Source organism: Roseobacter weihaiensis (genome assembly GCF_020622345.1).
Taxonomy (GTDB): Bacteria; Pseudomonadota; Alphaproteobacteria; order Rhodobacterales; family Rhodobacteraceae; genus Roseobacter; species Roseobacter weihaiensis.
In genome coordinates, this window is the sequence record NZ_JACNMO010000033.1 from 21,198 (window position 1) to 47,974 (window position 26,777).

24 protein-coding genes and 1 tRNA gene are annotated in these 26,777 nt (G+C 58.5%); 7 read left to right on the forward strand and 18 right to left on the reverse strand.

The features are described 5' to 3' along the window. Positions 1-18: 18 nt before the first annotated feature. From pqqE to H7847_RS23795, 10 genes are all read right to left on the reverse strand, one after another. On the reverse strand, positions 19-1,125 hold the full coding sequence (gene pqqE / locus H7847_RS23750; RefSeq protein WP_227271978.1) for a pyrroloquinoline quinone biosynthesis protein PqqE: 1,107 nt from the start codon (positions 1,123-1,125) through the stop codon (positions 19-21). Beyond that, positions 1,122-1,397, reverse strand: coding sequence for a pyrroloquinoline quinone biosynthesis peptide chaperone PqqD (gene pqqD, locus H7847_RS23755; protein ID WP_227271979.1), 276 nt, complete (start codon positions 1,395-1,397; stop codon positions 1,122-1,124). Before pqqD ends, pqqE begins: the two co-directional genes overlap by 4 nt. A 1-nt stretch (position 1,398) precedes the next feature. Then, entirely contained in the window at positions 1,399-2,148 is a 750-nt protein-coding gene (gene pqqC / locus H7847_RS23760) for a pyrroloquinoline-quinone synthase PqqC (protein ID WP_227271980.1), read from the reverse strand. Then, positions 2,149-3,042, reverse strand: coding sequence for a pyrroloquinoline quinone biosynthesis protein PqqB (gene pqqB / locus H7847_RS23765; protein ID WP_227271981.1), 894 nt, complete (start codon positions 3,040-3,042; stop codon positions 2,149-2,151). It abuts the gene before it with no gap. 24 nt (positions 3,043-3,066) lie between these two features. Beyond that, on the reverse strand, positions 3,067-3,174 hold the full coding sequence (gene pqqA / locus H7847_RS23770) for a pyrroloquinoline quinone precursor peptide PqqA (RefSeq protein ID WP_227271982.1): 108 nt from the start codon (positions 3,172-3,174) through the stop codon (positions 3,067-3,069). A gap of 106 nt (positions 3,175-3,280) precedes the next feature. Further along, positions 3,281-3,961, reverse strand: a complete 681-nt coding sequence (locus tag H7847_RS23775) for a response regulator transcription factor (protein WP_227271983.1) — start codon at positions 3,959-3,961, stop codon at positions 3,281-3,283. A 9-nt stretch (positions 3,962-3,970) separates the two neighbouring features. After that, entirely contained in the window at positions 3,971-5,557 is a 1,587-nt protein-coding gene (locus tag H7847_RS23780) for a sensor histidine kinase (protein WP_227271984.1), read from the reverse strand. A gap of 8 nt (positions 5,558-5,565) precedes the next feature. After that, complete coding sequence (locus H7847_RS23785) at positions 5,566-5,937, reverse strand: hypothetical protein (protein WP_227271985.1); 372 nt, start codon at positions 5,935-5,937, stop codon at positions 5,566-5,568. Between the two features lie 4 nt (positions 5,938-5,941). Then, a complete protein-coding gene (locus tag H7847_RS23790; RefSeq protein WP_227271986.1) occupies positions 5,942-6,733 on the reverse strand; it encodes an ABC transporter permease in 792 nt (263 codons plus the stop codon). Further along, a complete protein-coding gene (locus H7847_RS23795) occupies positions 6,730-7,449 on the reverse strand; it encodes an ABC transporter ATP-binding protein (protein WP_227272001.1) in 720 nt (239 codons plus the stop codon). Before H7847_RS23795 ends, H7847_RS23790 begins: the two co-directional genes overlap by 4 nt. A 446-nt stretch (positions 7,450-7,895) precedes the next feature. On the opposite strand from H7847_RS23795, the gene H7847_RS23800 reads away from it, so the two are divergent. Next, positions 7,896-8,507 carry a class I SAM-dependent methyltransferase gene (locus H7847_RS23800; protein ID WP_227271987.1) on the forward strand — a complete coding sequence of 204 codons (612 nt, stop codon included), beginning with the start codon at positions 7,896-7,898 and terminating at the stop codon, positions 8,505-8,507. A 97-nt stretch (positions 8,508-8,604) separates the two neighbouring features. On the opposite strand, the gene H7847_RS23805 is transcribed toward H7847_RS23800, so the two are convergent. Both H7847_RS23805 and H7847_RS23810 read right to left on the reverse strand, forming a co-directional pair. Further along, the gene (locus tag H7847_RS23805; protein ID WP_227271988.1) at positions 8,605-8,970 is read right to left on the reverse strand and encodes a GtrA family protein; all 366 of its coding nucleotides are present in this window, start codon (positions 8,968-8,970) and stop codon (positions 8,605-8,607) included. Positions 8,971-9,008: 38 nt separating this feature from the next. Then, positions 9,009-10,787 (reverse strand): hypothetical protein, encoded by a 1,779-nt coding sequence (locus H7847_RS23810; protein ID WP_227271989.1) that lies wholly within the window; start codon positions 10,785-10,787, stop codon positions 9,009-9,011. A 104-nt stretch (positions 10,788-10,891) separates the two neighbouring features. On the opposite strand from H7847_RS23810, the gene H7847_RS23815 reads away from it, so the two are divergent. Together H7847_RS23815 and H7847_RS23820 are read left to right on the forward strand one after the other, a co-directional pair. Next, positions 10,892-12,196 (forward strand): glycosyltransferase family 2 protein, encoded by a 1,305-nt coding sequence (locus tag H7847_RS23815; RefSeq protein WP_227271990.1) that lies wholly within the window; start codon positions 10,892-10,894, stop codon positions 12,194-12,196. Between the two features lie 595 nt (positions 12,197-12,791). Beyond that, positions 12,792-13,013 (forward strand): hypothetical protein, encoded by a 222-nt coding sequence (locus H7847_RS23820; RefSeq protein ID WP_227271991.1) that lies wholly within the window; start codon positions 12,792-12,794, stop codon positions 13,011-13,013. Between the two features lie 238 nt (positions 13,014-13,251). Here the strand turns inward: H7847_RS23820 and H7847_RS23825 are convergent, their stop codons facing one another. The 3 genes from H7847_RS23825 to H7847_RS23835 form a co-directional block, all read right to left on the reverse strand. Next, positions 13,252-15,714 (reverse strand): methyl-accepting chemotaxis protein, encoded by a 2,463-nt coding sequence (locus H7847_RS23825; protein ID WP_227271992.1) that lies wholly within the window; start codon positions 15,712-15,714, stop codon positions 13,252-13,254. Between the two features lie 326 nt (positions 15,715-16,040). After that, positions 16,041-16,331 (reverse strand): AzlD domain-containing protein, encoded by a 291-nt coding sequence (locus H7847_RS23830; RefSeq protein WP_227271993.1) that lies wholly within the window; start codon positions 16,329-16,331, stop codon positions 16,041-16,043. Next, a complete protein-coding gene (locus H7847_RS23835) occupies positions 16,328-17,008 on the reverse strand; it encodes an AzlC family ABC transporter permease (RefSeq protein ID WP_227271994.1) in 681 nt (226 codons plus the stop codon). Before H7847_RS23835 ends, H7847_RS23830 begins: the two co-directional genes overlap by 4 nt. Before the next feature lie 102 nt (positions 17,009-17,110). On the opposite strand from H7847_RS23835, the gene H7847_RS23840 reads away from it, so the two are divergent. Then, positions 17,111-17,563, forward strand: coding sequence for an Lrp/AsnC family transcriptional regulator (locus H7847_RS23840; protein ID WP_227271995.1), 453 nt, complete (start codon positions 17,111-17,113; stop codon positions 17,561-17,563). A gap of 309 nt (positions 17,564-17,872) precedes the next feature. Here the strand turns inward: H7847_RS23840 and H7847_RS23845 are convergent, their stop codons facing one another. From H7847_RS23845 to H7847_RS23855, 3 genes are all read right to left on the reverse strand, one after another. Then, the gene (locus H7847_RS23845) at positions 17,873-21,202 is read right to left on the reverse strand and encodes an error-prone DNA polymerase (RefSeq protein ID WP_227271996.1); all 3,330 of its coding nucleotides are present in this window, start codon (positions 21,200-21,202) and stop codon (positions 17,873-17,875) included. An 81-nt stretch (positions 21,203-21,283) separates the two neighbouring features. Beyond that, positions 21,284-22,828, reverse strand: coding sequence for a Y-family DNA polymerase (locus H7847_RS23850; protein WP_227271997.1), 1,545 nt, complete (start codon positions 22,826-22,828; stop codon positions 21,284-21,286). Further along, entirely contained in the window at positions 22,719-23,444 is a 726-nt protein-coding gene (locus H7847_RS23855; protein WP_227271998.1) for an ImuA family protein, read from the reverse strand. Before H7847_RS23855 ends, H7847_RS23850 begins: the two co-directional genes overlap by 110 nt. Before the next feature lie 277 nt (positions 23,445-23,721). On the opposite strand from H7847_RS23855, the gene H7847_RS23860 reads away from it, so the two are divergent. The 3 genes from H7847_RS23860 to H7847_RS23870 all read left to right on the forward strand — a co-directional run bounded on the left by H7847_RS23860 (position 23,722) and on the right by H7847_RS23870 (position 26,395). After that, on the forward strand, positions 23,722-24,552 hold the full coding sequence (locus tag H7847_RS23860; RefSeq protein ID WP_227272002.1) for a glycosyl transferase: 831 nt from the start codon (positions 23,722-23,724) through the stop codon (positions 24,550-24,552). A gap of 73 nt (positions 24,553-24,625) precedes the next feature. After that, positions 24,626-24,702 (forward strand) — tRNA-Met (locus H7847_RS23865). Positions 24,703-25,393: 691 nt separating this feature from the next. Further along, complete coding sequence (locus H7847_RS23870) at positions 25,394-26,395, forward strand: IS110 family RNA-guided transposase (RefSeq protein ID WP_227271999.1); 1,002 nt, start codon at positions 25,394-25,396, stop codon at positions 26,393-26,395. Positions 26,396-26,777: the final 382 nt, after the last annotated feature.

Below are 26,777 nucleotides of genomic sequence, written 5' to 3' on the forward strand. Positions count from 1 at the left end.
ATCTTTGCCTGCAAAGGTCTATTGCGCAGGCTCTGCCGCTTTGCCGGGCATCGTGCGATAGATGAGAACGGCGTCGTCTTGTGATGCATGCGCGTCCGCCTGTGCCTGCAACGCACCATGGTGGGGGGATTTGATGCAGACAGGGTCCGTGGCCGACGCGTCGCCAACGATGGCCATCGCCTGACAGCGGCAGCCGCCAAAGTCGATGGTCTTGCGGTCGCAGCTTTTGCAGGGTTCTGCCATCCACTCTGTGCCGCGATAGGCGTTGAAGGCGGCCCCGGCATACCAGATGTCGCTGAGGGATGTCTCTTGCACGCGGTCAAAGGTGAGGTGCGGAATGGACTGGGCCGCGTGGCAGGGCAGGACCGTGCCATCGGGGATGACATTGAGGCCGGAAGTCCCCCAGCCGCCCATGCAGCGCTTGGGATAATCCTCATGGTAGTCCGCCGGCACGTAGTCGATGACCAGCGTCCCCTTGAGGCGGCGGCGGGCTTCCGTGACGATCCGCGTGGCTTCTTTGGCCTGCTCGCGGGTGGGCATCAGCGCATCGCGGTTTTTGAGTGCCCAGCCATGGAATTGCACAGTGGCAACCTCTATCCGGCGCGCGCCCATCTCCTGCGCCATCTCCAAAGCGCGGGGAAGCTGGTGCAGATTGCGCCGGTGCAGGACCGCGTTGAGCGTGAGGGGAAAGCCGATCTTGCCGATCCACCCGGCCACCTGCATCTTGCGTTTGAACCCGCCATTATAGCCGCCGATCTCATCGGCCATTTCGGGGTTGGTGCCCTGCAGCGACAACTGCACATGGTCAAGACCGGCCGCGTCCAGTTCTGCGAGGCGTTTCTCGGTCAGCCCGATGCCGGAGGTGATGAGGTTGGTATAGAGCCCGGCTTCGCGCGCCGCGGCGACAAGGTCCACCAGATCGCGGCGCGATGCAGGTTCGCCCCCCGACAGATGCAGTTGCAGCACGCCCAGATCGGCGGCTTCGCGAAAGACACGCGCCCATGTGTCGGTGTCCAGTTCAGCGTCCTGCCGCGACAGTTCCACCGGATTGGAGCAATAGGGGCAGGACAGCGGACATCGGTGCGTGAGCTCCGCCAGCATGGCGATGGGGGGTGGGGGTTTCATGCAGTCACGTCCAGAAACCGACGGTCACGCAGCGCGTCGAGGAACCCGGCACTGTCGTTCACGATCTGCTCGATGGGTGCGTTGTAGCGTTCCGCCAGCGCGCGGGTGATCTCGCCGAAACTGCGCGCGCCATCGACTTCCGTCAGGATCGCATGGCCGACCGGGTCCAGCGTGACCGCCCGTTCCGGGGCGAGCAACACCCAGGCGTCGCGGACTTTGTCATGGTGCAGACGCACACCACGGGGCAGGGCGGGAATGTCAGTTGTCTCCATCTCAGGACGCCTTTCTCAGTAACAGACCTTCATCCGGCACCCAGGCCCCCGGCGGGATGCGACCGGGTTCCACGTAAGCACCCCAGAGCGCATCGAGTTGCGACCAGAGCACATCGGTCTTGAACATCAGCGCCTGCGCGGCGGCCTCCTGTTTCTCGGCGCTGTCCGCGTGATCGAGGACCCAGGCCAGCCCAAAGGCCACATCCTTGGGGGCTTCCTTCAGGCGGTTTTTGAAGTAGCTGAGCGAGCTGTCATCGGCGAAGTCGTAGTTCTTGAGCAGGCCCTGAATGCGGTTTGCGTGGATTTTCGGTGCAAAAAGCTCGGTCAGGGAGGCCGCGACGGCTTCAAGCAGTGTCTTTTCCCGCACAAAGCGGACGTAGGCATCCACCGCAAATCTGGTGGCCGGCAGCACGCCCCGGCAGGAAGCGACATAGTCCGGGTCGAGGCCTACCGCTTGCGCCAGACGCAGCCAGCGGCGGATGCCACCTTCGTTTGCATCGGTGCCGTCGTGGTCCTCGATGCGCGAGCGCCACGCGCGTCGCAGGTCCGGGTCTTCGACGCGGGACATGAAGGCGGCGTCCTTCATCGGGATCGAATGCTGGTAGTAATAGCGATTGACCACCCAGGCGCGCACCTGATTGGGGCTGCACTGACCGCCGTGCAGCATGTCGTGAAAAGGATGCAGGTCATGGTATCTTTCGGCCCCGATCTGGCGGAGGCGGGCTTCAAAATCGTCGCGGCTCTGGGTCATTTAGGTGATCTCCATTCCGTCCTGTCCAATGGTCCATCCCGCCGCTTCGGCTTGCGCCTTCTCAGCGGATGTGGGGCGGAGCACCGGGTTGGTGTTGTTCATATGCACATAGACCTTGCGCCCGATGTCCATCCCTTCGAAAGCGGCAAGCGATCCGTCCGCCCCGCTCATTGACATGTGCCCCATGCGTTTCCCGGTCTTCTGGCTCAACCCCGCAAGGACCATTTCGTCATCCTGCCACAGGGTACCGTCGAAAAACAGCAGGTCTGCTCCCGCCAGCCGCGCCCGCAAGTCATCGTTCAGCAGCGCGCAGCCGGGGATGTAGAAGGCAGTCTTCGTGTCGGTCTCAAGTTTTACGCCGACGGTCTGATCGCCGATCAGATCGGTCTGCACCACCGCGCCCTCCATGTAGAGCGGCACCTTGCCCGGGACCGGAAACAGACTGGCAGTCAGACCGGGGCAGAGCGTAAAAGGTGTCTCCAGTGCAATGGTTTCGCGGATCACAACGGCGCTGTTCAGGGCGTCGAAAATCGGATTTTGCGCCAGAACCTCGTGGATGCCCGCCGTTGCAAACAGTGTGAAGGGCTGCATCTCACGCAGCGTAAGAAGCCCGGCGACGTGATCGATATCACCATTGGTCACCAGAACGGATCGCACTGGCAGGTCGCGCAGGCCCGTCGGATGCAACGGTGCGGCATGGATCATTTGCTGTCTGATATCGGGCGAGGCATTCAGGATCGCCCACTTCGCGCCATCAGCGGTCACGGCAAGCGACGACTGGCTCTGGCACGGTATATTGCCGTTGCGGGCGAGCTTACAGTTGTCGCATCCGCAATTCCATTGTGGCAGCCCCCCACCGGCGGCCGCCCCAAGAATATGCGCGCGGAACGTCACTGTGACCTCCCGCGCGGCCCGTCATCAGAACAGATCGTCGCGGTCTTCGTTACGATCCTCGTTCTCTGGTCCGTACATGTTGATTTCCATGCCGCACTCAATTTCGCGGATGATTGGTTTTGTCCAAGCCATATGCATCTCCTCCAATAAAACATCTGGGATTACCTATTTATCGTGGCAGAGCTTGCCAAGATGAGCGACTCTTAATTTATAAGAGATGATAAGACTTTGGTCGGTGTCAGCCGTCTTCGAGCAGCGGCATTTGGCCTGTCAGACAGAAACCCCGATTACGTATCGTCTTGATTTCCATTCCGAAATCGGCTGAGGAGAGTTTCTTGCGGAGATATCCGATGTAGACATCGACCACATTTTCGTTACCCGACCCGTCGCTGGCCCAGAGGGCATCAAAAATGTCCGCCCGCGCGACCGGGGCCTGCGCCTTGCCGGCAAGAAGCGTCAAAACATCGAACTCCCGCTCCGTCAGGGTCACGGTGGCGTCCCCCCCTTGCAGGGTGCGACTGTGCCGTGACAGGCGTGCAGGACCGGGGCGCGTGGCGCTCACGCGGTGTTCCTGCACCCGCAAACGCGCGACCAGCTCATCGAAGTTGAAGGGCTTGACCACATAGTCATCCGCGCCCGCCTCGAGCCCCGCGGCCCGGTGTTCCACTTCCGACAGCGCCGACAGCATCAGGATCGGGATGCTGACACCTTTGCCACGGGCGGCGCGCACCAGATCGATGCCACTGTCCGCCCCCAGCATGACATCCACAATGGCGCCGGCGTGGGTACCGCTTTGCAGCCGGTCCAGCGCCCGGTCGGCGCGGTTCTGCGTCTCTGTTTCATAGCCGTGCAGTTGCAGCCCCCGCGCCAGAGCGGAGGTAATTTCCGGGTCGTCGTCAATGATGAGGAGCTTGCTCATGGGATCAGATTAAACGCTTGCACGCGGCAGGCGAACCGAGATTTTAGTGCCGGGTGCGATGCCGAGCGCTTCTTCGCGGGGCAAGGGGCTTGTCAGCAGGATTTCCCCGTCCTGCGCCTCGATCACCCAGTGGGCCAGCGCGAGCCCCACGCCAAAGCCCTGACCTGCCGTCGCCGAGGTCCCCTGGACAAAGCGATCAAAAATACGGGCCTGATCCTGTTGTGCAATGCCGGGACCATTGTCGATGATCGACAGACCCGCGTGGGTGTTGTCGTCGAACGGTGTGACGCGGAGCATCCTCCCGCCGCGCGCGTGGCGAATGGCATTGCGGATGAGGCTGGCGATGACCTGACGGACCCAGTTGGGATCGCAGGTCACGGCAGTATCGGGGATCTCCGCGACATCGAGCGCCATGCCCGCACTGTCGATTTCTGCCTGGATTTCGGCATGCACATCGCGCATCAGGGCCGAGAGGGACGTGGTTTGCGGATCGAGCGCCAACTCACCGGTGTCAGAGCGTGCCAGCCTGAGCAGATCGTCAATACGGCGGTTGAGGCGGGTGGCACGGGCTTCAATGGTGGCGAAAGCTTCTTTGGGCTCAGGCGTGCCTTTGCGACCCAGTTGCGCCTCCATCAGAATGACAGTCAGCGGGGTACGCAGTTCATGGCTGATGTCGGCAAAGAAGCGACGGCGCTTCTCATCGGTCTCGGCCAGTGAGGCATTGGCGGTGCGCAGCTCTTCAGTCCGTTGTGCGATGGTCTCGTTGAGGCGGGCCCACTCCGCCTGTACGTCCCTTTTGCGCGCCATGAGCGTTGCGGCGGTCCGGTTCGTCATCGCGGCGAGCTGGCCGATTTCATCCTGTCGGGTGACAGGCAGGGCGACCGAGAAATCCTCCTGCCCGATCTGCTGCGCGGCACCCCGCAAGTCGTCGAGCCGCCGGAATTGCGGGCGGATCAGACCAAAGTAGAAAACCGCCACTGCCAGGAGGGCGGCGGTGGCGATCCCGAAGGCGACAAGGTTCAGCCGGACGCGCAGACTGTCGATGCCCGCCATGATGGCATTGCGGAAAAGCACTTCGGTATTCACGGCTTGGCTCAACAGCTGATCGAAACTGGAGGCAAAGCTGTCAAGGTAGGGCCGCAGTTCGCTGGGGTCTTCCGTTTGCGTGGCCAGACCGTCGAGCGTGGTGGCCAGCATCGCTTCCATCCGCGCGATACCAAGGGATTGCGTGGCATAACGAGATTGCTCATCCAGCCCCAAGGCCTCCGCCGCGGTGACGGCGGTTTCCACATCGCTGTGCAATTGCACAAAAGTTCGCTGCATCTGCTCCGTTACGGGGGTGATGCGGTCGATCAGGCTGGCGGTAGGCCGACCGGTCTGCACCGCCTCCGTTGCCACCACGAGGAAGGTGGACGCCTGTGTCGAGAGGCTGGAATAGCGTGCCATCCGGTTTTCCGAGGCCAATGCGGCGTCCAGCCTGCCTGCGACCTCGTTCAACCCCCATGACAGGATCAGGGCCGTAAGCACCGTGCCTGCCCCCAACAGAGCCGCGCCGAAGGCAAGTCGCAGTTTCAGCGAAAGGGTCGGAGGGGGCATCACGTCCGTCATGTCGGCAGGCGGCCCATTGCGCCGAAAATGCGCTCGATTATTCTGCAAATCGTGCCGGAGAGACCCTTCGAGTGCTTGATTAATGCAATTTTCACCGACTTTAGTCTATGTTCGAGGCGTGCATAGGAGCAGAAAATAAAAATAGGAAATCCTGATCCATGATTGAGCTTTTGTTTGTCGCCTGTTTGTCGACGGCAGTAGATGACTGTCGCGAACGCAGCCTGGTCTTTACGGAGATTACCCCGATACAGTGTCTGATGGGCGCGCAGCCTGAGCTGGCGAAATGGGCGGCGAGCCATCCCAACCATGACATCAAAAGCTGGCGCTGCCGCACCGTGTCTTTCGAAGATAAGGAAGTATAAGGCCACGCGCCTACCCTTTGCGTTTCATGAGACCCCGCGCCGGGTCGTACCCCCACAGGGCCAACAGGCTCAGCAATGCGGTGCTCAGCACCACCCAGGCCAAGGCATGCAGATTGATCTGCAGGTAAAACAGGAACCGGATCAGTTCGACCACGTGGGTAAAGGGGTTCAGCGCGCAGATATCGCGCAAGAGAGGCGAGCTTTCGGCCATTCTCCACAAGGGGTAGAGGGCTGAGGAGAGAAAGAACATCGGGAAGATGACGAAATTCATCACGCCCGCAAAATTCTCCAGCTGCGAGATGAAGCTGGAGAGCACAAGGCCAAGCGCACCCAGCATCAGCCCCCCCAGAATGAGCCCTGGCAGCACGGCGATGTAGCCCAGAGGTGGCAGGGTGATCCCGAACGCAGCCGCAATGCCCAGAAAGGCATAGACCTGCAGGATCGATATGGCGGTGGACCCGAAAAGCCGACAGAACAGCAACCACCATCGTGGATAGGGGCTGGTCAGCAACAGCCGCATCGAGCCCATTTCGCGGTCATACACAAGGCTCAAAGAGCTTTGCATACCGTTGAAAAGCAGGACCATCGCGCAGAGACCCGGCACGATGTAAGTCTCGTAGGTGACGTAGGTCTGATAGGGCGGGATGATCGACAACCCGAGGGCCGCCCGAAACCCTGCCGCAAAGATCAAGAGCCACACAAGCGGGCGCACGAGGGCTGCGATGAACCGCTCGCGTTGATGGATGAAGCGCAAAAACTCGCGCCCGACAATGGCGCGGGTCACCCCCCAAAAACCGCTCATACGGTTGCTCCGGTCTGGCTGAGAAACCAGTCTGACAACGAGTGATCGCCCCTGACATCCCCGGTGCTCCCGGTGGCAATGATCTGGCCCTGATGCAGCACCAAAAGCGCATCACTGTCCCGCACCTCATCGGTCAGATGTGTCGCCCAGAGTACGCAGAACCCCTGATCCGCAAGATCATGAACATGTTCGGTGATGGCCTGGCGCGCGGCGGCATCAAGACCGACGGTGGGCTCATCGAGCAACAAAACCTTGGGGTCGTGCAGCAAGGCGCGCGCCAGTTCCATGCGCCGCCGATGCCCGCCATTAAGCGCGCGTGCCCGCTCGTCTGCGCGTGCGCGCATGTCGAGCCGGTCCAGAGCCGCGTCAATGCGGCCCGGCACTTCGCTGCGGGCAAGGCCATGCAACGCAGCAAAATAACTCAGGTTCTGCCTGACCGTCAGGTTCAGGTCCAGCGTCGGCTGCTGGAACACCACGCCAAGTTCGGCCAACGCCTTGCGGGGTGTGGCGCGCAGGTCATGACCGGCGATCCGGATGTCGCCCTTGGGTGCCACTAAAAGCCGGGTCAGCAGCGACACCAGGGTCGACTTTCCTGCCCCATTGGGGCCCAGCAGCGCACAGAATCGATTGGCTGGTACGTCGAAAGACACGCCGTCGAGTGCCCTTTTGGGGCCGTAGTCAAAGCTCAGCCCGCGCACGACCAGCCCGCCTGTCATCGATTTGATTCTTTGCAGAAGATCGCGGTCACAGTACCCCCGGAGTGATCGGTTCATCACCGCCAGCTTGCCCCGAAAGCCGGGCCGCCACAAGCCGCCCGCGTCGTGCCGAGGGCACCCAAACACGAATGGCCGCGTTTCCGTCACCCATTCACAATGGCGCACAGCGGGCCCCGAAGCTGCCTTTACGGCGCAAGAACCCTTGGGGCCTTAACAGGCAAAGCAGCAGCTTTGTGTTCTGCAGCATGGAGTATCTGTCAGGACAGCGATGTCGTCCTAACCCTCACTGCGGATCTGTCATCAGATCCAACCGGCCCTTTGTCTTTGGTGGATGCAGTCTTGTCCGCCAAACTGTCCAGGTTTGCCACAATTTCGCCCCCCGATTGCACTATAGCTACCCTATTCTTTTCTCGCATCATGAGAAAATGGAAGACTGGGGCAGAGTGATGACACCTTCATTATTGCGGCGCGCGCATAAAAACGCTGTTTTCGACCGCCGCGTGCGCGTTCTGGCGGATCAATTGGGGGCATTGGTGCCGCCCAAAAGCCGTCTTGTCGATGTCGGCACCGGGGACGGCCAGATTGCCCTGCAAATTGCGCAAAGGGCACCGGGGGTCGAGATCGAAGGCATCGACATCATGCTGCGGCCAAAAACGCATATTCCCGTCACCGAATTTGATGGGGACACCATCCCTTTCGGGGATAAGAGTGTGGATGTGGTCACTTTCGTTGACGTGCTGCACCACACGGATGATCCCCAGAACTTGATCAAGGAAGCCTCTCGTGTCGCGCGCAAAGCCATTCTGGTCAAGGATCACCTGAGCGAAAACGCCTTTGACCATATGACTTTGCGCTTGATGGACTGGGTCGGAAATGCGCCGCATGGGGTGGTGTTGCCCTACAACTATGCATCAAAGGCCAGTTGGATGTCGTGGTTTGAGGCCGCCCGCTTGGAAGTCGAGCGGTTCGAGACATCAATACCGCTTTATCCCTTTCCTTTTAACATGGTGTTTGGAAGAAAGCTGCATTTTGTTGCGCGGCTCACGCCCATGGCCTGAGATGTCTGGGCCACGTAAGATACTGACCCAACCGGAGTTGTGTCCGGTGGAGCGGTGTCGTGTTGGGTGGCCTCAAAACTTAAACAAGGGCCATTTCTTAGTCCGTTCTGTCAAAGGCGAAGGTCTTGTTCACTGCAAAGCTCAGTACAGCTGCTGCGGCTGCGGTCACCAGAAACAGCGCCATATCAGCCCAGAACACCTGAGATACAAAACGGGTGGTGATCCCGGCCACAAGCGCGAAACTGCCCAGTTGGGTCGCCAGATACACAAGAAAGGCCCCGCTGCGCGGCGTTTCTGCTCGGAACGCAAATTGCCTTTGCGCACTGTAGGCCAGTGGGATCGCAGCCGCATAGAGCAGAAGGGCGGTCCAGAAGGGCGGAGCGCCAACAGAAACGAGACCTGCATTCAGAAGCGCGTAGCTCAGGCTGAAGCCGCTTCCAACCAGCAAAAAGCGCAGTAACATCGCAAAGCTATCCTTTTCAACCGGTATGGCGCGCCCCTTCACTTGATGACCTCATAGACGACCAATGCGGGATGCATCCCCGGCACCAGTTGCAGCCCGTCGACCTGATCGCCCTTTGCCAGTTCTGAGGCAAAGCCCGCGTGTGGTGTGTTGCGGCACAAGACGATGTAGTCGGCGTCCATGCCCGCAAGGGCCCGGCGAAATGCGGCCTCCTTAGCCATAAATGGCAAGAGGCCGTTGGAGAGGGCCGCCGCGCTCCGATGGTAGGGTGCGGCCAGAACAGGCAAACCACTGGCCAGCAAAATGGAGGGCCCCAAATTCAGCGGGCTCAGAACGGATCCTTCCGGAAGCGCGCTCAACGTTTCGAGCGCCGCATGGGTCCGGCAATTTCTGGCGATGGTGTCCTGCTGCATCTCGCCTGCACTGACGGACTCCGGAAAACTTGCCGTGACGCGGGAGGCATAGGGATAGAAGACCGTGAGCAGCCCGACGCCGAGCAGCACCAATGTCGCGGATTGTCCCTGCATTTGCCTTTGCCGCCAGTCCCAAGCCCGGCCGAGAGCATATCCTGTGAGTATCGGAACAACGGCGGCCCCGATCACGATCATCCGGAGTTGAAAGAGCGTAGCGATTGCCGCAAGCCAGCCAAAGATCAATAAGGTGCCGATTTTGGTTTTGCGTGCCTGATCGCTGTCGCAACGCCAAAGCGCGGTCGCGAACAACAATGCCGTCAGAAGTGGCGCGACACTGACGTGGAAGGTCTCCGGCGCTTCCAACGCCAAGAGCAACGCGGGTCTCGCTTCGCGAATGTTTGCGTAGATCGCCGCTTCAAGGGCGGGGGGCAGGTTGCCGTAGGGCCCGCTGGCGCAGACAAGCACAGCAGGTGCTGCCAGTGCCAAGGCACCGCAATAAAGCACGCCAGCACAAGCGAGGCGTTGTAGGTAGCTGGGTCTGCGCCGCAAGGCAAACGCAAGCACCGCGGCTGCGCCGCTGGTAACCGCGAGAATGTGGAGGAGTGGGAGACCAAGCTGATCGCACTGGGGATAAAACCAACTCGATGGTGTGGTCTGGACGGCAAAGAAAAGGGCACTGCCCGAGCCGAGCGTGACAGCATAGCCCAAGAGGGGCAGGGCGAAAACGTCAGGACTGCGCACCGCTCGCCAGCTCAGCAACAGCCCGACCAGGGCATGAGCCAGCAGAGTCTCGAGCCCGACCGCCAACGAAAATGCTGTTGTAAAACCCGCAATGGCCCCGCTGCGCCAAGTCGGGCGATCCCGGAGCAACGAGAAAACGACAACCGTCAACAGCACAATCTGCACATTATGATGGTCCAACCGTCCTGCTTGGAAATAGTTGTGCAAGAGCAGCGGCCACATCAAAAGGCACAACACGGCCCCCGCGGCGATGCGCGGACCAAAATTCCGCAATGCTTCACGCGCAGTCAGGAGGATAAGCAGACTGTGCAGCAGCACGGGCCACAAAATGATCCCCACAGCTTCTGCGTCTTCCATGGTGAGGAAAACGGACGACGGCCAGATGATTGCCGCAATTCCCAGATCGATGAGCCGCGACCAATGCAAAGTCAGGCCGCCCTCCGCGACAACGCCTGTCTGGCGCATGTCGAACCAGCCTTGCCCTGCCAGCCAGTCCCGGACAGACAAAAACCGCATAATGTCATCGCTGTCGGCGCTGGCAAGTTCTGCCAATGCATCATCACCAGAAACAGCCACCTTTCCACAGATCACGGCAATCGCGATCAAAACGAAGGTCCATAACCATCCGTTGCCAGATGCCATGCTGTCTTCTTGTTGTCTCATGCCTGCCCCACGCACGTTTAGTGCCTTTGTGAAGCCATAGGTCGTTCGGAGGGCAAAACTGTGGCGGTTTCGGTGCGATAGCGTGGCGGTTCTGGAATGTGGGATTGGCGCCTGATGACCGCTTTAAACCCAAGTTTGTCCCAATTTGCGCCATGATTGGTTGCTCTGTTGGCCAAGTGATAATGCCCGATGTGGCCCATTGCTTGACCCCAAAGGGCAAATTAATGATCGAACTGACAATTCTGATGCCTTGCCTGAACGAGGCTGAAACACTTGAAACCTGCATCCGCAAGGCACAAAGCTATCTGGTTCGGTCGGGGATTTCTGGCGAAGTGCTAATCTCGGATAATGGGTCTAGTGATGGCAGTCAGGCCTTGGCGGAAAGCCTTGGCGCGCGGGTCGTACATGCACCGCGTAAAGGATACGGCGCTGCACTTGCCGCTGGTATCGACGCGGCCAGGGGTCGTTACGTTATCATGGGCGACAGCGACGATAGCTACGATTTCTCGCAGCTCGATGATTTTGTGGACCAATTGCGCGCTGGCGCGGATCTGGTCATGGGCAACCGGTTTCGGGGCGGCATTGCGGAAGGTGCGATGCCTCCCCTCCACCGCTATCTGGGCAATCCGGTGCTTTCCACCATCGGGAGAGTGTTCTACCGTACTCCCGTCGGCGACTTTCACTGTGGTCTCCGCGGTTTCAGCCGCCAAGCGATCCTGTCGCTCAGGCTCGACACTCCCGGTATGGAATTTGCGTCTGAAATGGTTATCAAGGCCTCTCTCTCAGACATGCGGATCGAAGAAGTACCGACGACACTCAGTCGCGATGGCCGGTCGCGCCCTCCTCACCTGCGCAGTTGGCGGGATGGATGGCTTCACTTGAAACTTCTGTTTACCTATGCGCCACATTGGCTGTTTTATTATCCTGGACTGGCGCTGTTGAGTGTCGGTCTTTCACTTTTTGCGCTTCTTATGATGGGCCCCATTACATTGGGCGGCGTCACTTTCGATATTGCAGCGCTTATCCTCGCCTCCACGCTCATCCTGTCGGGCTACCAGATGGCTTGTTTTTATGGGATCGCACGGCTTTTTGCCGTGCGTTTCAAATTGCTCCCGAGCTCCCCAAGATTCGAGAGAATTGCCGCTTGGGCAAGCGTCGACAGAGCCTGCCAGTTCGGCGGGCTTCTCCTGGCCGCGGGGATTATCTCCGCTGTCGCATCGCTGATCTTTTGGTGGCAGGCAGGATGGGGGGACCTTGATCCCAGTGTAATTGTGCGTCCCGCGCTTTTTGCGGTGATCAGCGCATCACTTGGTGTGCAGACGATTACGACTGGTTTTCTTTGGGGCATGCTATCTCAACAAGTCAGTGCGGATGTGAACTCCCGCGCCTTCAAAAGTGTTCAGGTCTAGTTTTGCCGCTTGGTTTATCCATGACCGGGTTGGACATCGCCTGCCTCATCACCGCTTTTTAGAGGCGGTCTGGATGATTTGTGGCGGAGCCTTATCGACCGTATTGCTTTGCTCACCGGATCAGAGCTAACCGCAGCGCATCAGAATCTCTCGGTACTGGTTTGCCGACACCACGAATAGGGAGGACGTGGAGGTTAATCAGAAATCAGTTTTCACCTTGTTGCAAAATCATTCAAGAACACTGTAGACGCATTCATCTAATATCAATCACATCGAGTACCCAGCTGGTCGCAAGGCGCTCACTCTTTTCTTGGGAGTGGCCAAATGGGGCGCATATTTACACGTACAACAAAAGGAATTCTGGTTGCGGATCAGCGCAAGGATCAGGTGCTGCTTTTGCAAGATCTCGACGGGGATGGTACGTGAACTGGGGCGGATGAGAGCACGGTCTTCTTTGATGGTACCAACGTCAGCGGTCTGACAGATCCAACCAACAACGTCTTCACCCTATGTCAGGCTAAGGATAAATCGGTCTACATCGGCGATGGTTGGCGGTCACGGTGTTGATACCTTTGTCTTTAGCAGCGGGCATAACATGATCCGAGATTTCGCTACGGGCTTTGACTGGTGGGTGTTCAGCCGCCCTTCCGACCAGATCGTGATCGACATCGAAGGCACCGACAGCTTTCAAGAGCTGCTGTTCTCCGCCATGACATCGCGCAACACCGTGAGGTTCCCGTTCAATGCTGAGGACAGTCTGACGCTGCGCAGCACGCAATTCACAGATCTGGACGCGGATATGTTCAGCTTTGTTTAAACAACCGGACGGGAGTCCTGCATGCCTCCCAATTGGAAACCGTGGACTGAAGGATCAGATGCAACACTTACGTTGCATGTTGTGTAGAATGACCTGCGTGAAGCTTGCGATTGATCGCTAAGTTTAACACCAATGCCTGGTCCAAATGCCTGATTTGAGCTTGGTGACATTAATGAAATTCACGCAGTTTTATCCTAAAGCCATATTTTGAGTAAGTTTTTGCCAATAATCACGCAATTTAAGCAACCCTTGCCTTCAAGCTGTCAGCTTCAGGGTCTTGGTGTACGTGGAAATTGCTAACGGTCAAAGACAGCCTCTTTTCACTTCTGGAGAGCGTTTCCATCACGTCGCCGTTCGTCCTTGCCAGAGCGGCGTTTTGTTTCGCGCTTTCGTCGAGACGAGACATCGAGATCACGAGTTCCGAAATCTCCTTGGTCTGCTTCTCGCCGCCTTGACTAACGCCGTCAACGAGCTTCAGAATCTCTCGCATCGATACTTCGATCTTCTCGATCGCTTCACCGGTCATGCGCACCTTTTCAGCGCCAGCATTGACCGATTGCAAGTTCCGTGAAATCAAATCACCAATCTGTTTTGACGCGGCGGCTGAGCGCTCTGCCAAAGACCGAACCTCCGAAGCTACAACTGCAAACCCCTTTCCCGCTTCGCCGGCTCTTGCGGCCTCTACAGAAGCATTGAGCGCCAAAAGGTTGGTTTGAAATGCAATGTCGTCGATGGTCTCAACAATCTTCTCCATCTGTTCCGACGTATTCTCAACACTGCCAATCTGCTCCACAGCTTCGGATGCTATCTCTTGGCTGGAAACAGTCTGATTCCCGATTTGGTTGGCAAGGTCCTGGCATTGAGTCAGTTGCTTGGAGTTGTCTTTTACTGTTGTCGAGAGGACTTCAGCGGCAGCCACAGAGTTTGCAATCGTGTCTGCTTGCTCACTAGACCTGCTTTTCAGATCAGCGATGCCGTCACGCATCTGGTGAGAGGCCGACCCCAGCTCGTCTACTTCACTCTGGATCTGGACAAACGCCTCGGATAGCTTGCCGAGGGAGGTATTCATCCCCTGACCGATGTCCGCGAATGTCCCGTTGTAGTGGTCGCCCATTCGCTTTCCGAGATCCCCAAGGGCAAGCGCTGTAATAATCTTCTGAACGTCTTGCAACGCTTCATCCGACATACTGGAAATCATATTCAGCCCCTCCGAAACTTCGCGCCAGACACCGGTTTTATTGCTCGTGTCTGCCCGCTTGGTGAAGTCCCCGTCGGCACATGCCGCGACAATCTCGTTTATCTCCCGAACAGCTTCTTCCTGCTCTCTTGCCTGCGCTTCCTGCCGTTCCAAGACAGCCTGGTCCCGCTTGTTCTGTTCAACGACGACACGACCGACTTCTTCCATGATCTGATTGATGCCTTCCCCCAGAATTCTTGAGGCACCGCTGAGGTCGCGCAGCCTTATTTTGAGGGGTGGCCAAAACTTCCCTTCCGATACGTCTCTCATGACACGCTCGATGCCAGCGACGGAGCTGATTTGCAGTTCTTCCTGAACACTTACCTGATGCAATCTCGCTTGCTCGGCCAGCTGAAAGGATTGCATCGCGTCGCTGATTTTACCAAGGTCTGCCTGTGGGGCGCGGACGATGTCTGAGTCAATGTCGCCGTCAGCAAAGGCACTGACCCTGTCGGATATTTCTCTCAGGGATGTGCGCACAGCAGAAACCAGATATGCTGCGAAAGACCCCACGATGACTGTCGTCAATGAGATAACGGCCAGGGAGCGCAAGATCGTGTCATTCGCGCGTTTCTCCGCTGCGAGCATGAAATTGGCAATCTCTTCCGCGCCTTTATCTTCAATTGCCTTAATCAAATTGATTTTCGCGGTGATTTGCGTAAACCAAACCTCTGGATCGACCTTGGATACGTTTTCGGGCGCATTTTCACGTATCACATTGCGCAATTCGGCAACTGTTTTACCAGCATCGGCCTGGGTAAGGTCGGATAACTGCCTCTTGAGATCCTCAGAAGCGAGCCCGCGATAGACAGAGAAAAGGCTATCCTGCTCCAGAACGAGGTTCAAAAACCGTGTTCTGATTTCTTCCGGGATGAGGCCGTTGTTTGATGCGGATCTCGCAAAACCGGCAGCGCCCGTCGCGCGTTCAAGCCCAACCAGGTCTTTTGCGCTCATCAAGATGGCTTGTTTTTGCAAGGCTATCGCCGCAGGAGCGTAAGTTACCTGTTTCGCCATCTCAACCAGCAGGCTGATCGCGGTATTGTTGAGCGTGGTAATCTGTCCCACAGCTTCGGGCAGGGTCACGCTGGCTTCGTCAACGTTCTTGCGCAAGCCGGTCAAACCTTGGATTTGGTCGGTGACCAGTTGCAGTTTCTGTCGCAGCTCGGACGAGATGTCGAGCTCCAGCACAGCATCGGCATGATCCGTGAATTGAGATATGACAGAATCGCTGTTTCTCCGTTGTTCGGCAAGTTCAGAGACAAAAGACGTACCCTGGCTTGCAATAAAGCCGGCACTGGCGCCCCGTTCCTTTTGGAGCTCGTGCGTGAGCAGGCCAATTGTCCTGCTCAGGCTTGTCATGCGCATGTCCTGATGAATATTGCGCTTTTGGGACAGTTCAGTACTGAGCTGGAACCCAAAAAAGAGAAATGCCACAAGAAATCCGGACAGCGTCAGAAGCAGCATTGTTCCACCAACCGGTAACCGTAAAATAGTTTTCAGCACTATTCACCTCGACAGAGTTTGAATGACGCTGCAGCGATACTTCAGAGATGCTAATACTGTCCTAAGCTGGGCAGTGATGGTTACTATTTCCAAAACGGGCATCTGATAGACTTATCTTCGTTTCCCGTAAGGCAAGCCGACCTTGGTTCCGGAACGCTGACGACAGAATATCACAGTGGTGCTTGCGCCACGCGCTTCCAACGATTTGGGCTAACCAGCGTCTGTCTATTGCGGGGCTGTTGCAAATCGGATGTTTCCGGAGACCGGTGCTGCGCCGGCTCTCGCTGTCAGATCAGATTGAACGCGGCATAGATTGCAACGCCCGCGCACATGGTTGCGATGACATGATTCGTCGCGATGGCGATACCCAAAGCCATCAGCGCGGCGACCCACGTCTTAAAAGGCTGTCCGGCAAGCGAGGTCGCGACGAGGCTGACCACAATCAGGCCGGGCAGATTGTCCAGCATCCACGCATGGCGCGATGCCTTCAGTCTGTCACCAACCAGCAACCCTGCGACCCGGATTGAGAAAGTCACCAGGGCGAGGACCAGGATGAGTATCCAATAGGGGCCGTTCATTGCGCAGCATGTTCGGTTTGGCGTAGCAAGACAGATATGACTAAGCCGCAGAAGGCACTGGCCACAATGGCATAGGCTTTGGGAACACCAAGAGGAACGAGCACAGCGGCAGCTCCGAAGGCAACTGTCCAGGGGAGAGCATTTGATCGCCCGCGCCACAGCCCTCTTGCCATCGCGATAAACGCCGCCGTGAACGCAAAGCCCAATCCAAATTTTTCAAGGTCGGGCAGAGCGGCACCGACCATTGCACCTAATGCAGTCGATGTTGTCCAGACGCTTATCATCACGAGGCCTGATCCGATCAGAAACGGTGCTCCGATGTCTTTGGATCTGGTTCGTTCTGACATTGTAAGCGCCCAGTTCTCATCCCCGGTAAGGTGGATGGCAAGCAGTTTTAACCGCAAAGGCAACCCGTCAAGGATCTCGGCGAGGGAAGCGACGATCCCGATGTAACGCAAGTTGAGAGCCGCGCCCGCCATTGCCGCTCCAAATACGGCTGATGCGGCTGAAAACTGTTCAACTGCCACGATCTGGGAGGATCCGGCGTGCGTGCTCGCGCTCATCAAGCCAACACCCCACCACGGGAAACCGACCTGAGCTGCCAGTAGGCCAAAGGCAAAGCCGTAGATGGCTGCTCCGACAGCAAGGGGGAGGATTGCAATTGCGCCGCGTTTCATTCGGCAAAGATTAGAGTTAAAACTTGATATGAAAAACCGACAATTGGGCCTATATATGATAACTTAATATCACCGGAGTGTTTTACTTGAGGTTTGTATATCATGGATGGGGTTGACCAGAAGCTTCTTGCTGTGTTGCAGAAAAATGCAAAGACCTCGATCCAGGAACTGTCTGACCATGCCGGGATATCAACCGCGTCGGTTCAGCGTCGGTTGAAGGTCTTGCGCGACACGGGTGTGATCCAGAAAGAGGTCGCCGTCCTTGATCCCAAACAGCTTGGCCTTGGCGTTACCGCGATCGTTGCTGTCGAGCTGGAGAGAGATCGCCTTGATCAGATTGACGCTTTCAAGCGAAAGGCGCGGGAAGACCGGCAGGTGACTCATTTCTATTGCATCGCCGGGGATGCCGATTTTATGATGATCGTGATGGCTAGGGATATCGCGGACTATGAGGCCTTCACCCATCGGTTTTTCTTTGCGGACAAGAATGTAAGGAAGTTTAGGACATCCATCGTCGTGGCAACAGAAAAAGCCACGCTTGAGCTGCCGATCTGAGCTTTGAGAAGCAAAAACCTACAACCCAGCAGGGGCCGATACGTCAATTCCAATTGGCGCGCAGGGCTTGCAAGGGGCTTCAGGTCTGCAAGGCGGACCAAGGCAATCGCTAAATTCTAAGTGGTACACTGCAAGCTCTCAAAGAGGTGGCGGGCATCGGGATCGATACCCTTTGTTTTCCAGGACCGATGGGGAATATACTGCCTCCTGCGCTGGTAAAACGTCAGCCAAAGGGGTGGAAATACTCGCCGTATTGCGGGCAGTTGTAGTGTTTGCGAAAAACGGTCGCGCCGCTCCCAGACAGTGGCGTTAGTGAAAATCACGCGACTTGGGGATGACACGGACATTGCGCGGGTGGCCTCTGATCCCAACCTGAGCGTGAAGGGGATGGGTCGGATGATCGCCGCGCGTGGTGACTTCAGGCAGTGGCGCCTCGGACAACCCCGCAAGCCGGTCGCTGCGGTCCTGCAGGTCGTCGGCGACCACATGGATGACCCGGCCATCCGTCTGAACCCGGCCATGCACAACCATCAGGCGGGTGGACATGATGATGGCGCGGTAGGATTTGAACATCTTGGGCCAGATCACCAGATTGGCAACACCGACCTCATCCTCAAGGGTGATGAAGCAAACGCCCTTGGCACTGCCCGGTTTCTGGCGTACCAGGACGAGCCCGGCCAGCGAAACCCGTTGTCCATGCTTCATATTAGGCAAGTCTGATGTGGCCGAAAATCCTTGGGCGCGCAGGCTGTTGCGATAGAAAGCCATAGGGTGCGCCTTGAGCGACAGGCGCAGTGTCTGATAGTCGGCCACGACATGTTCGGCCTTGGGCATTCTGGGCAGAGTGACCTGCGGATCGGGGCCGTGCGCTGCTGTCTGTGCGTGCTCGAAGATCGGCAATGCGGGGGCGTCTTTCAGGGCCTGTGCCTGCCAAAGCGCCTGCCGGCGGTCGATCCCCATACTGCGCATTGTGTCGGCTGCCGCCAGGATGCGAACCGTCCCTGCATCCAGTGCCGCGCGGGATTTCAGATCTGCCAGATCGGCATGGGGCCGATCACGCGATGATACAATCCTCAACGCTGCCTCCTTGCGCATCCCATCCACCTGCCGCATCCCCAACCGCAGGGCAAACCCGTCCCTGGAAGGCTCCAGCGTGCAGCCCCAGTCGGAATAATTCACATCAACCGCGCGGACCTCGACGCTGTGATCGCGGGCGTCATGCACGATCTGGGCGGGCGCATAAAAACCCATCGGCTGGGAATTGAGCAGCGCACAGGCAAAGGCCGCGGGGTAATGGCATTTCATCCAGCTTGAGACATAGACCAGTTTGGCAAAACTGGCGGCGTGGCTTTCGGGAAACCCGTATTCGCCAAAGCCCTTGATCTGGTCAAAACAGCGCTGGGCAAAAACTGGGTCGTACCCGCGCGCAATCATGTTTCCGACCATTTGGGATTGCAGCGTCTCGATCGTGCCCCGCGACCGGAAGGTCGCCATCGCGCGACGCAATTCGTTTGATTGCGCGGGGGTGAACTTGGCCGCATCCATGGCAATCTTCATCGCCTGTTCCTGAAAGATCGGCACCCCCATCGTTCGGCCGAGAATGCTCTCAAGCTCGTCCTGAGGATGTTCAGGGCCAGGGCGTGGGTAATCGACCGTTTCGATCCCCTGACGCCTGCGCAGATAGGGATGTACCATATCACCCTGAATGGGCCCGGGACGGACGATGGCCACCTCGATCACCAAATCGTAGAATTTACGCGGACGCAGTTTGGGCAGCATCGCCATCTGTGCCCGGCTTTCCACCTGAAAAACGCCCAGACTGTCGCCCCGGCACAGCATGTCATAGGTCGGGCGCTGATCGTCGGGCATGTCATCTTCAACCGGGACCGTCGCCAGCTCAAGCGGTCGATCGTAATGCGCTTCGATCAAGTCAAAACACTTGGCAATACAGGTCAGCATCCCCAGAGCCAGCACATCGACCTTGAAGATCTGCAGCGCGTCGATGTCATCCTTGTCCCATTCGATGAAACTGCGCTCGGGCATGGCGCCATTGCCGATGGGCACGATCTCGGTCAGCGGGCGTTCGGTCAGGATGAACCCGCCCACATGCTGGCTGAGATGGCGCGGCATTCCGATCATCTGTTTTGCCAGTTTCAGCACCATGCGCAGATAGGGATCCGACAGGTCCAACCCGGCCTCGCGGGCGCGGTCATCGTCCATCTGTCCCTCGAAACTGCCCCAGATGGTGCCTGCAAGCTTCGAGGTGACATCCTCAGAGAGGCCCATCGCCTTGCCGACCTCGCGGATGGCAGAGCGGGGGCGGTAATGGATCACCGTGGCGCAAAGACCGGCGCGATGCCGGCCGTATTTGCGGTACATGTACTGGATGACTTCCTCGCGCCGCTCATGTTCGAAATCCACATCAATGTCGGGCGGCTCGTCGCGTTCTTCGCTCAGGAACCGCTCGAACAGCACATTTGTCTTGTCAGGATCGACCGCCGTGATGCCGAGACAAAAGCAGACGGCGGAATTGGCCGCGGACCCGCGCCCCTGGCAGAGAATCGGCGGCTCCGCCTCTTCGCGGGCAAAACGCACGATATCGCGGATGGTCAGGAAATAGCGCGCGATGTCCTTTGACTTTATGAGGGCGAATTCCTTGGCGATCGTCTGTACGACAGGCGCCGGTACGCCGCCCGGATACCGCCGTGCTGCGCCTTCCCATGTCAGCCGCTCCAACTCCTCCTGCGCCGACCGGCCCTCGGGCACGATTTCATGCGGGTATTCGTATTTCAGATCGGTCAGATTGAAAGTGATCCTGTCTGCCAGGGCCCGCGTGGCCGCAATGGCATGGGGCCAGCCGGCAAAGAGACGGCACATTTCGGCGGACGACTTCAGATGGCGTTCGGCGTTTGGCTCTAACAGAAATCCGGCATTCGGCACGGTCACGCCTTCCCGGATGGCGGTCATCACATCCTGCAACGGGCGGCGATCCGGTGCGTGATAGAGCACGTCATTGGTAGCGAAAATTGTCAGCCCATGGCGGTGCGCCAGCGCATCCAGCCGGTTGATACGGGCGCGGTCATCCCCACGGTAGAGAAACGACGCCCCGATATGGCGCATCCCCGGCAGGGCTTGGAGCAGCCGGGACAGGCTAGCCTCAAAGAGATCAAGGTTTTCGGAGGGCAGTACGATCAGGTGCAGCCCCTCCGCATGTGTGGCCAGCATCTCAAGCGTCAGATGCGTCTCGCCCTTGTCCTGCCAATCGCCGCTGCTGGTTTGCATCTTGCCCTTGGAGAGCAGCGTCGAGAGACGCCCGTAGGCGTCGCGGTCTTGCGGGTAAGCCAGAAGTTCCGTGCCGCAGAGCAACACCAGACGCGTCCCGATCAACGGGCGGACGCAAGCCTTTTGCGCCTCGATGTGTACCCGCACGACACCAGCCAGCGTGTTGCGGTCCGCGATGCCGATGCGATCATAGCCCAGCCGGTTGGCCGTCGCGGTCAGATCAACCGCATCCGAGGCCGCGCGCAGAAACGAAAAACAGCTCGCCAGACCGAATTCCACATAAGCGCTCGGAGGGTGCCAGACAAAGCCGTTGTCTTCTCCCAAGGTCCGGCGCTTATGCCCTTCTTGCAGGGGCATGCTATCGCCTCTCCTTTTCAAGACGGCGCCCGCAGTGGGGGCCGATGGCGCGCAGCGGCGGTTTATATTTGACCTGAACCATCAGGCGAAGAACCCGTGCATGAACCAGCGCGGCGTGCCGCCCCGCCCGTCCTCCATCACGCCTTCGCGGTAGAGCCAGAAACGACGGCCATCCTGAACTTCGACCTTGTAATAGTCGCGCAGCCGGGTGCCCGCGCGGTCCTGCCACCATTCCGGCGCAATCCGTTCCGGCCCCGCGTAGCGCACTGTTTTATAGGCCACGCGCCGCCAGTGAAACTGCGATGGGGGGCCTTCGGGCACCGCATAGATCACCTGCACCTCTTCGGCAGGGCGCAGCAGGTGAAGGGGGCGCTCGCGGCTCAAATCTGGCGGGTCGCAGGGCGCGCCGCTGAGCGCCGGCACACGGCCCTCAACACGCTCTGGCTTGTGGGTTTCATGCCATGTGGACCATGTGACCTTGTCCTTGCCCAAACGCGCTGTCAGCCTGTCCAGCAGGCCTGCGACATCTGCCTGCGTATCCTGCGTGCCATCAAGGCGGTCCTGTATCAAGGGAACGGGCTCGACCCGCAGCGCCTCAAGCGTCATGAGATCGAAGCCGAAGCCAGGATCGATCCCGTCAAGCTTGCCATCAAACAACCGCAGGAGATGGGCGGGGTCACCGCTTGCCTGCGCGGTCGCCAGCCGAACGGTTCTGTATTCGCTGTCGATCCGGTAGATGGTGAGCTGCAGCTGGCGCGCGCCCTGTTCGGCTGCGGCAAGGGCTGCGCAGAGGTCCTCCACCAGCCCTGCCAGATGCGGCAAAGGGTCAATCACAGGTTCGGCCAGTCGCGCGCGCGCCATGAAATGCCGATGATCCGGCGGGGCATTGAGCGGACCGGAGGCCCGCCCCAAGGCGCGGTCCAGCAGCACAAGCGGGTTGCGATCTGCCGCCATATTGGCAAAGCGGCGCATCAGCGCTGAACGGGGTACATCGGCCAGCGCGCCGATCGTCTTGAGGCCCAACCGGGTCAGCAGACGGATCATATCCCCCTCAAGACGCAGGGCGGCCACGGGCAGAGAGGCGAGATCTGCAGCCACATCACCTTGCGCGGCAATCGAATATGCCGGAGCATATCGGGCCATGGCCTGTGCCGCGCCCCGCGTAGGGGCCATGGCCACCTGTGCTGTCAGACCCTGCATGGCAAAGCGCCGGGTGATATCGCGCAGGAGCGCGGCCTCGCCGCCAAAGAGATGCGCACATCCGGTGACATCCAGCACCAGCCCATCGGTGCCGTCCTGTGCCGTCCATGGACACCAGCGGCGCGCCCAATGCACGAGCCGCTGCATCAGGACCTGATCGCCGTTCAGATCAGCGGGTTCCACATGCAGATCGGGGTGGATTGCCTGGGCATCCACGACACGGCCCCCGGTCGATATCCCGCGCCCTTGGGCGGTTTGGTTCATGCTGTGGATCACCGGACCATGCGGCCCGTCGCGTGACAGGATGACGGGCACATCATCCCCCGGCACGGTCCGGTACTGGCTTAGCACCCGCTGCCACCGCTCCAGCGTCAGGTCGGGAAACCAGACGGAGACGATCTGTGGCTCTCGGGGCGTCCGGGTCATATTGTGCAATCCACCGCCCCGGCGGGCGACCCCGTGCCCGAAAGAGCTCCGCCTGCCATTGCGGTTTGCCCGGTGACTGGCTGTCGTGTGCATTTGGGCGCGACGGCAAGGCCCCTAACCGCCAACGCTCCCGCGCGGCGCTCAAGGCCCCTGGATCGCCGCTGCGGATCAGGTAAACCGATACGCCAGAGGTCTCGGCCCGCATGGCAAGCCGCTTGGTCGCCGTGAAATCCAGCACTCCGGGGGCACCGTGGATTTCGCCAATAACAGCAGAGAGCCCGCCGCAGCTGGCCCCTTCTTCCATCGCCCAGAGAACGTCGCGCGGATGATTGACGGTCACATGCAGGACCGGTTGACAGACGCCAAGCGCTTTCAGGCCAGGGGTGTAGAGGTGTCCGTTTTCGCGCCGGGAGGCGTGATCCTGCACCCAAAGGATCGGCCCAGTGGTTCGGGCCAGCAAAGACAACACAAACCCGACCCCGGCCAGATCGCCAGGCTTTGCCGGATGTACATCCGTCAGCGTTGGCCGCGCCCCCAACGCTTCTGGGGTACGCGCTTTGCGCAGCTTGCGCTGCGGCAGGCGGATAACCTGCCCATATAAAGAATCGTTTTCCATACACGACCCCATATGTTCATATTTTGTTCTCATTTCAAACAGGAATCTGATCGGGGGGCAGCGGAAATGCATATGCCCACAATGACCGTCCTCTGGTGCGCAAGCATGCTTTCAAGGCTTCAATGATCAACGCCCCGGCCTGCATGGTCAATCCGTTGCCATTTGCAAAGCCGCCAGGTGGAAACAGATCGGGTCGTTCGCAGGTGGGGCGCCTTACCGCCAACTGCCAAAATCACCCAACTTGATGATGTTGCTTATGGCTGCTAGCGCTGTGCCCATGGACAAGCAGATTGTATGCATCAATTGGGGCACAAAATACGGGGCTCCCTATATCAACCGCCTCTATGAAATGGTTCGGGCAAATATTACGCCGCCGTTTCGATTTGTCGCCTTCACCGACACGCGTGATGGGGTCAATCCGGCGGTGGACTGCTTTGACCTGCCCGAGATGCCGGGGTTCATGCCCAAAAACACAATTGGACAGTGGCCAAAATCAAGGCTCTGGGCCTCTGAGCTTGGGGACCTCACCGGCCCGTTTCTGTTCGTCGATCTGGATGTCACGATCACAGGGTCGCTGGACCCGTTTTTCACCTTTGGCGCGCCAGAAGATGTCGTCGTTGCCCGCAATGCGGCCAAACCTCTGCACAAGCTGGGGCAGACGTCGGTCTATCGTATGCCTGTGGGCGCTTTGGCTCCTCTGCAACAGATGTTTGCCGCTGATCCGCAAGGCATTGCAGATACATATCGGTTCGAGCAGCATTTCGTCACCCGGAACGCGCCGAACGGTATCAAGTTCTGGCCCAAAGGCTGGGTGCGCCATTTCCGGATTGAGTGTATTCCCAGCTTTCCGCTGAACTACTTTCTGGAACCCAAAGCCCCCCCGGGCACACGCGTGGTCATTTTTGCCGGAGGTTTGAACCCTCCAGATGCGATTGCCGGTCAATATAGCGCAGAGACCCCGCATCTGCCCCCCTTAGCCCATATTCTGCGCGCCTTGAAATCTGAGCAGAAGATAAAATCGATCCGGCAATACGTGCATCCGGCACGCTGGGTGAAAGAGATTTGGGAGCGCTCAAGCACTTATGCCCCACCAGAAATCAAAGACTAAAGGAACTGCTGTTTTTTTTACCGGATGGCCTTGCACCTTCTGCAGCGCTGACATAATACGGCTTACGAATTGGCGCGGGATGGAGCAGCCCGGTAGCTCGTCAGGCTCATAACCTGAAGGTCGTAGGTTCAAATCCTACTCCCGCAACCAAAAAACGCCGCTAACTCAATAAGTTGGTGGCGTTTTGGTTTTTGGAGCCCATATTATGTTGAGCATCCGGAATCATATCGGAATCAAACTACAGGGAGTTACAGCGCAGAATCGCGTACGCTCGTCGTTAAAGCCGAAGGCTGTTGAACCTCCTCACTGATCCGACCCGATTTTACTCAACAGGTATCGGCACGACAGAGGTTTCCTCTGCCAGTAAGCAGGGCGGCGCGTTGTTTCAGCTGAAGTTGGTTGCAGAAGAGCGGGCCTATATTCCAGTCGCGCAGCGCAGGCCCTTGGTCCATGTTGCCTACCAGTCTCGTACCGCCTTTTTGTCGCAAACGACTGGCCGATGCATCGGACAGCGAGATCAATGACCTTAGCATACTAGCAGCCGTAATTGACGGGATAAGGCTGCCTGCATGCTTTGGCATGAGTTAGATTTAGAGAATTCAGATGGTTGCGGGGGGGCTCACAGCCATCTCAACTTGCCCTTTCGAGCTGCTGAGTAGGTGCCAAATACATTGCCTCTATGCAATCTCGGCCCATAGCGGATGAGGTGGATGGCTCCTGCTCCACCGGCATCGAACGTGCCAAAGTGCAGTTGTTATCGACTGCTAGGAAAGGAGCCACCCAATGACAGTAAAGACCGTGGGCCTGGATCGCTGACCGGCAGTTGATTGCACCGCAATCAATGAGAGGGATGGCCAAGGACGTTTTTCAGGTGCACTGTGTTTCGGCCACGGGGCGTCGGATCATAAACAAGAAGATCAAACGCGCAAAGCTGATCGCCTTCTTCGAGACATTGCCGCGATGTGTGGTTGGGATGGAGGCTTGCGGATCAGCGCATCACTGGGGTCGCGAACTCAGCAAGCTTGGCCATGATGTTCGGCTCATGCCAGCGGCCTATGTCAAAGCCTACGTGAAGCGCGGCAAAACAGATGCGGCAGATGCGGAAGCGATCTGCGAAGCGGTGCGTCGACCAACCATGCGCTTCGTCGAGATCAAATCAGAAGACCAGCAGGCGGTTCTCGCCATCCATCGGGCGCGGGATCTGGTTGTCCGCCAGCGCAGCCAGGTCGTGAACATGATCCGCAGCATCCTTCGCGAGTTTGGTCACATCCTGCCGACGGGCATTGAGGCTGTTTCAAAATTCGCCAGAGAACACGGCACCGAAGCAAAATTAGAAATGCCCGAGATCGCAGATGGCATTCTCGGCGTGATGTGCCATCAGCTGAACGGCCTCAATGCTCGGATCGACGGGCTGACAAAACTGATCGAACAGCACGCATGGCTGGACGCAGGTGCGCGGCGGTTGATGCGCATGCCGGGGGTTGGCCCAATCACAGCCTCGGCTGTAGTTGCCACCATCGGCGATGCAAAACAATTCGAGACTGGTCGCGACTTTGCCGCGTGGCTGGGTCTCACTCCGTTGAACAAATCTAGCGGCGGCCGAGAGCGTCTCGGGCGCATTACAAAGAAAGGCGACAGGTACATCCGAAAGCTGCTGATTGTCGGGATGACATCACGGGCGCTCATGGCGAGGAACAAGCCGGAGAAGGCTGACATCTGGACCGCCAAATTGCTCGACCAGAAGCCCTTCAGGCTCGCCACCGTCGCCATGGCAAACAAATCCGCCCGGATCATCTGGGCAATCTTGACCAAGGGAGAGGAATACCGGCAGCCGATCGCCTGATCCTGCCAAGAGATGCAAGACGCTTGATGTGATGATGCGAAACTAAGTCAACCAAGAGCAAGGACACTCCGACGAATGTCCCGGCCCTCGAGGTCGCTAACCCGATAGGAACCTCGCTTGCGGAACCCATCCATTGCCCGGCAGTCGCTGCTTGCAGCGATGAGAGGGAGGGCCAGTGGCAAACGCCACACAAACAGGCCGGACACACGACTGTACTGACAGACCGTCGCAATCACAGAAATCTCTTGCTATGCAGGAGCCAATGGTATGGACCCCGCCGCCCTCAAGCGGCGACGATTGCGCCTTTGCAAAGCAAGGAGACATATCATGGAAATTGTGCGTATTGGTTTGGACTTGGCGAAGACCATCTTTGAGGTCTGCG

What these genes read in the sequence shown, in the direction of transcription:
- H7847_RS23870 (WP_227271999.1), top strand. Translation starts at nt 25,394, where the DNA reads ATGAGAGGGATGGCCAAGGACGTTTTTCAGGTGCACTGTGTTTCGGCC.
- pqqC (WP_227271980.1), bottom strand. Translation starts at nt 2,148, where the DNA reads ATGACCCAGAGCCGCGACGATTTTGAAGCCCGCCTCCGCCAGATCGGG.
- H7847_RS23775 (WP_227271983.1), bottom strand. Translation starts at nt 3,961, where the DNA reads ATGAGCAAGCTCCTCATCATTGACGACGACCCGGAAATTACCTCCGCT.
- H7847_RS23780 (WP_227271984.1), bottom strand. Translation starts at nt 5,557, where the DNA reads ATGCCCCCTCCGACCCTTTCGCTGAAACTGCGACTTGCCTTCGGCGCG.
- H7847_RS23820 (WP_227271991.1), top strand. Translation starts at nt 12,792, where the DNA reads ATGATCCGAGATTTCGCTACGGGCTTTGACTGGTGGGTGTTCAGCCGC.
- H7847_RS23790 (WP_227271986.1), bottom strand. Translation starts at nt 6,733, where the DNA reads ATGAGCGGTTTTTGGGGGGTGACCCGCGCCATTGTCGGGCGCGAGTTT.
- H7847_RS23795 (WP_227272001.1), bottom strand. Translation starts at nt 7,449, where the DNA reads ATGACAGGCGGGCTGGTCGTGCGCGGGCTGAGCTTTGACTACGGCCCC.
- H7847_RS23840 (WP_227271995.1), top strand. Translation starts at nt 17,111, where the DNA reads ATGGATGGGGTTGACCAGAAGCTTCTTGCTGTGTTGCAGAAAAATGCA.
- pqqA (WP_227271982.1), bottom strand. Translation starts at nt 3,174, where the DNA reads ATGGCTTGGACAAAACCAATCATCCGCGAAATTGAGTGCGGCATGGAA.
- H7847_RS23800 (WP_227271987.1), top strand. Translation starts at nt 7,896, where the DNA reads ATGACACCTTCATTATTGCGGCGCGCGCATAAAAACGCTGTTTTCGAC.
- H7847_RS23850 (WP_227271997.1), bottom strand. Translation starts at nt 22,828, where the DNA reads ATGACCCGGACGCCCCGAGAGCCACAGATCGTCTCCGTCTGGTTTCCC.
- pqqD (WP_227271979.1), bottom strand. Translation starts at nt 1,397, where the DNA reads ATGGAGACAACTGACATTCCCGCCCTGCCCCGTGGTGTGCGTCTGCAC.
- pqqE (WP_227271978.1), bottom strand. Translation starts at nt 1,125, where the DNA reads ATGAAACCCCCACCCCCCATCGCCATGCTGGCGGAGCTCACGCACCGA.
- H7847_RS23860 (WP_227272002.1), top strand. Translation starts at nt 23,722, where the DNA reads ATGGACAAGCAGATTGTATGCATCAATTGGGGCACAAAATACGGGGCT.
- H7847_RS23855 (WP_227271998.1), bottom strand. Translation starts at nt 23,444, where the DNA reads ATGGAAAACGATTCTTTATATGGGCAGGTTATCCGCCTGCCGCAGCGC.
- H7847_RS23845 (WP_227271996.1), bottom strand. Translation starts at nt 21,202, where the DNA reads ATGCCCCTGCAAGAAGGGCATAAGCGCCGGACCTTGGGAGAAGACAAC.
- H7847_RS23835 (WP_227271994.1), bottom strand. Translation starts at nt 17,008, where the DNA reads ATGAAACGCGGCGCAATTGCAATCCTCCCCCTTGCTGTCGGAGCAGCC.
- H7847_RS23830 (WP_227271993.1), bottom strand. Translation starts at nt 16,331, where the DNA reads ATGAACGGCCCCTATTGGATACTCATCCTGGTCCTCGCCCTGGTGACT.
- H7847_RS23825 (WP_227271992.1), bottom strand. Translation starts at nt 15,714, where the DNA reads ATGCTGCTTCTGACGCTGTCCGGATTTCTTGTGGCATTTCTCTTTTTT.
- H7847_RS23810 (WP_227271989.1), bottom strand. Translation starts at nt 10,787, where the DNA reads ATGAGACAACAAGAAGACAGCATGGCATCTGGCAACGGATGGTTATGG.
- H7847_RS23805 (WP_227271988.1), bottom strand. Translation starts at nt 8,970, where the DNA reads ATGTTACTGCGCTTTTTGCTGGTTGGAAGCGGCTTCAGCCTGAGCTAC.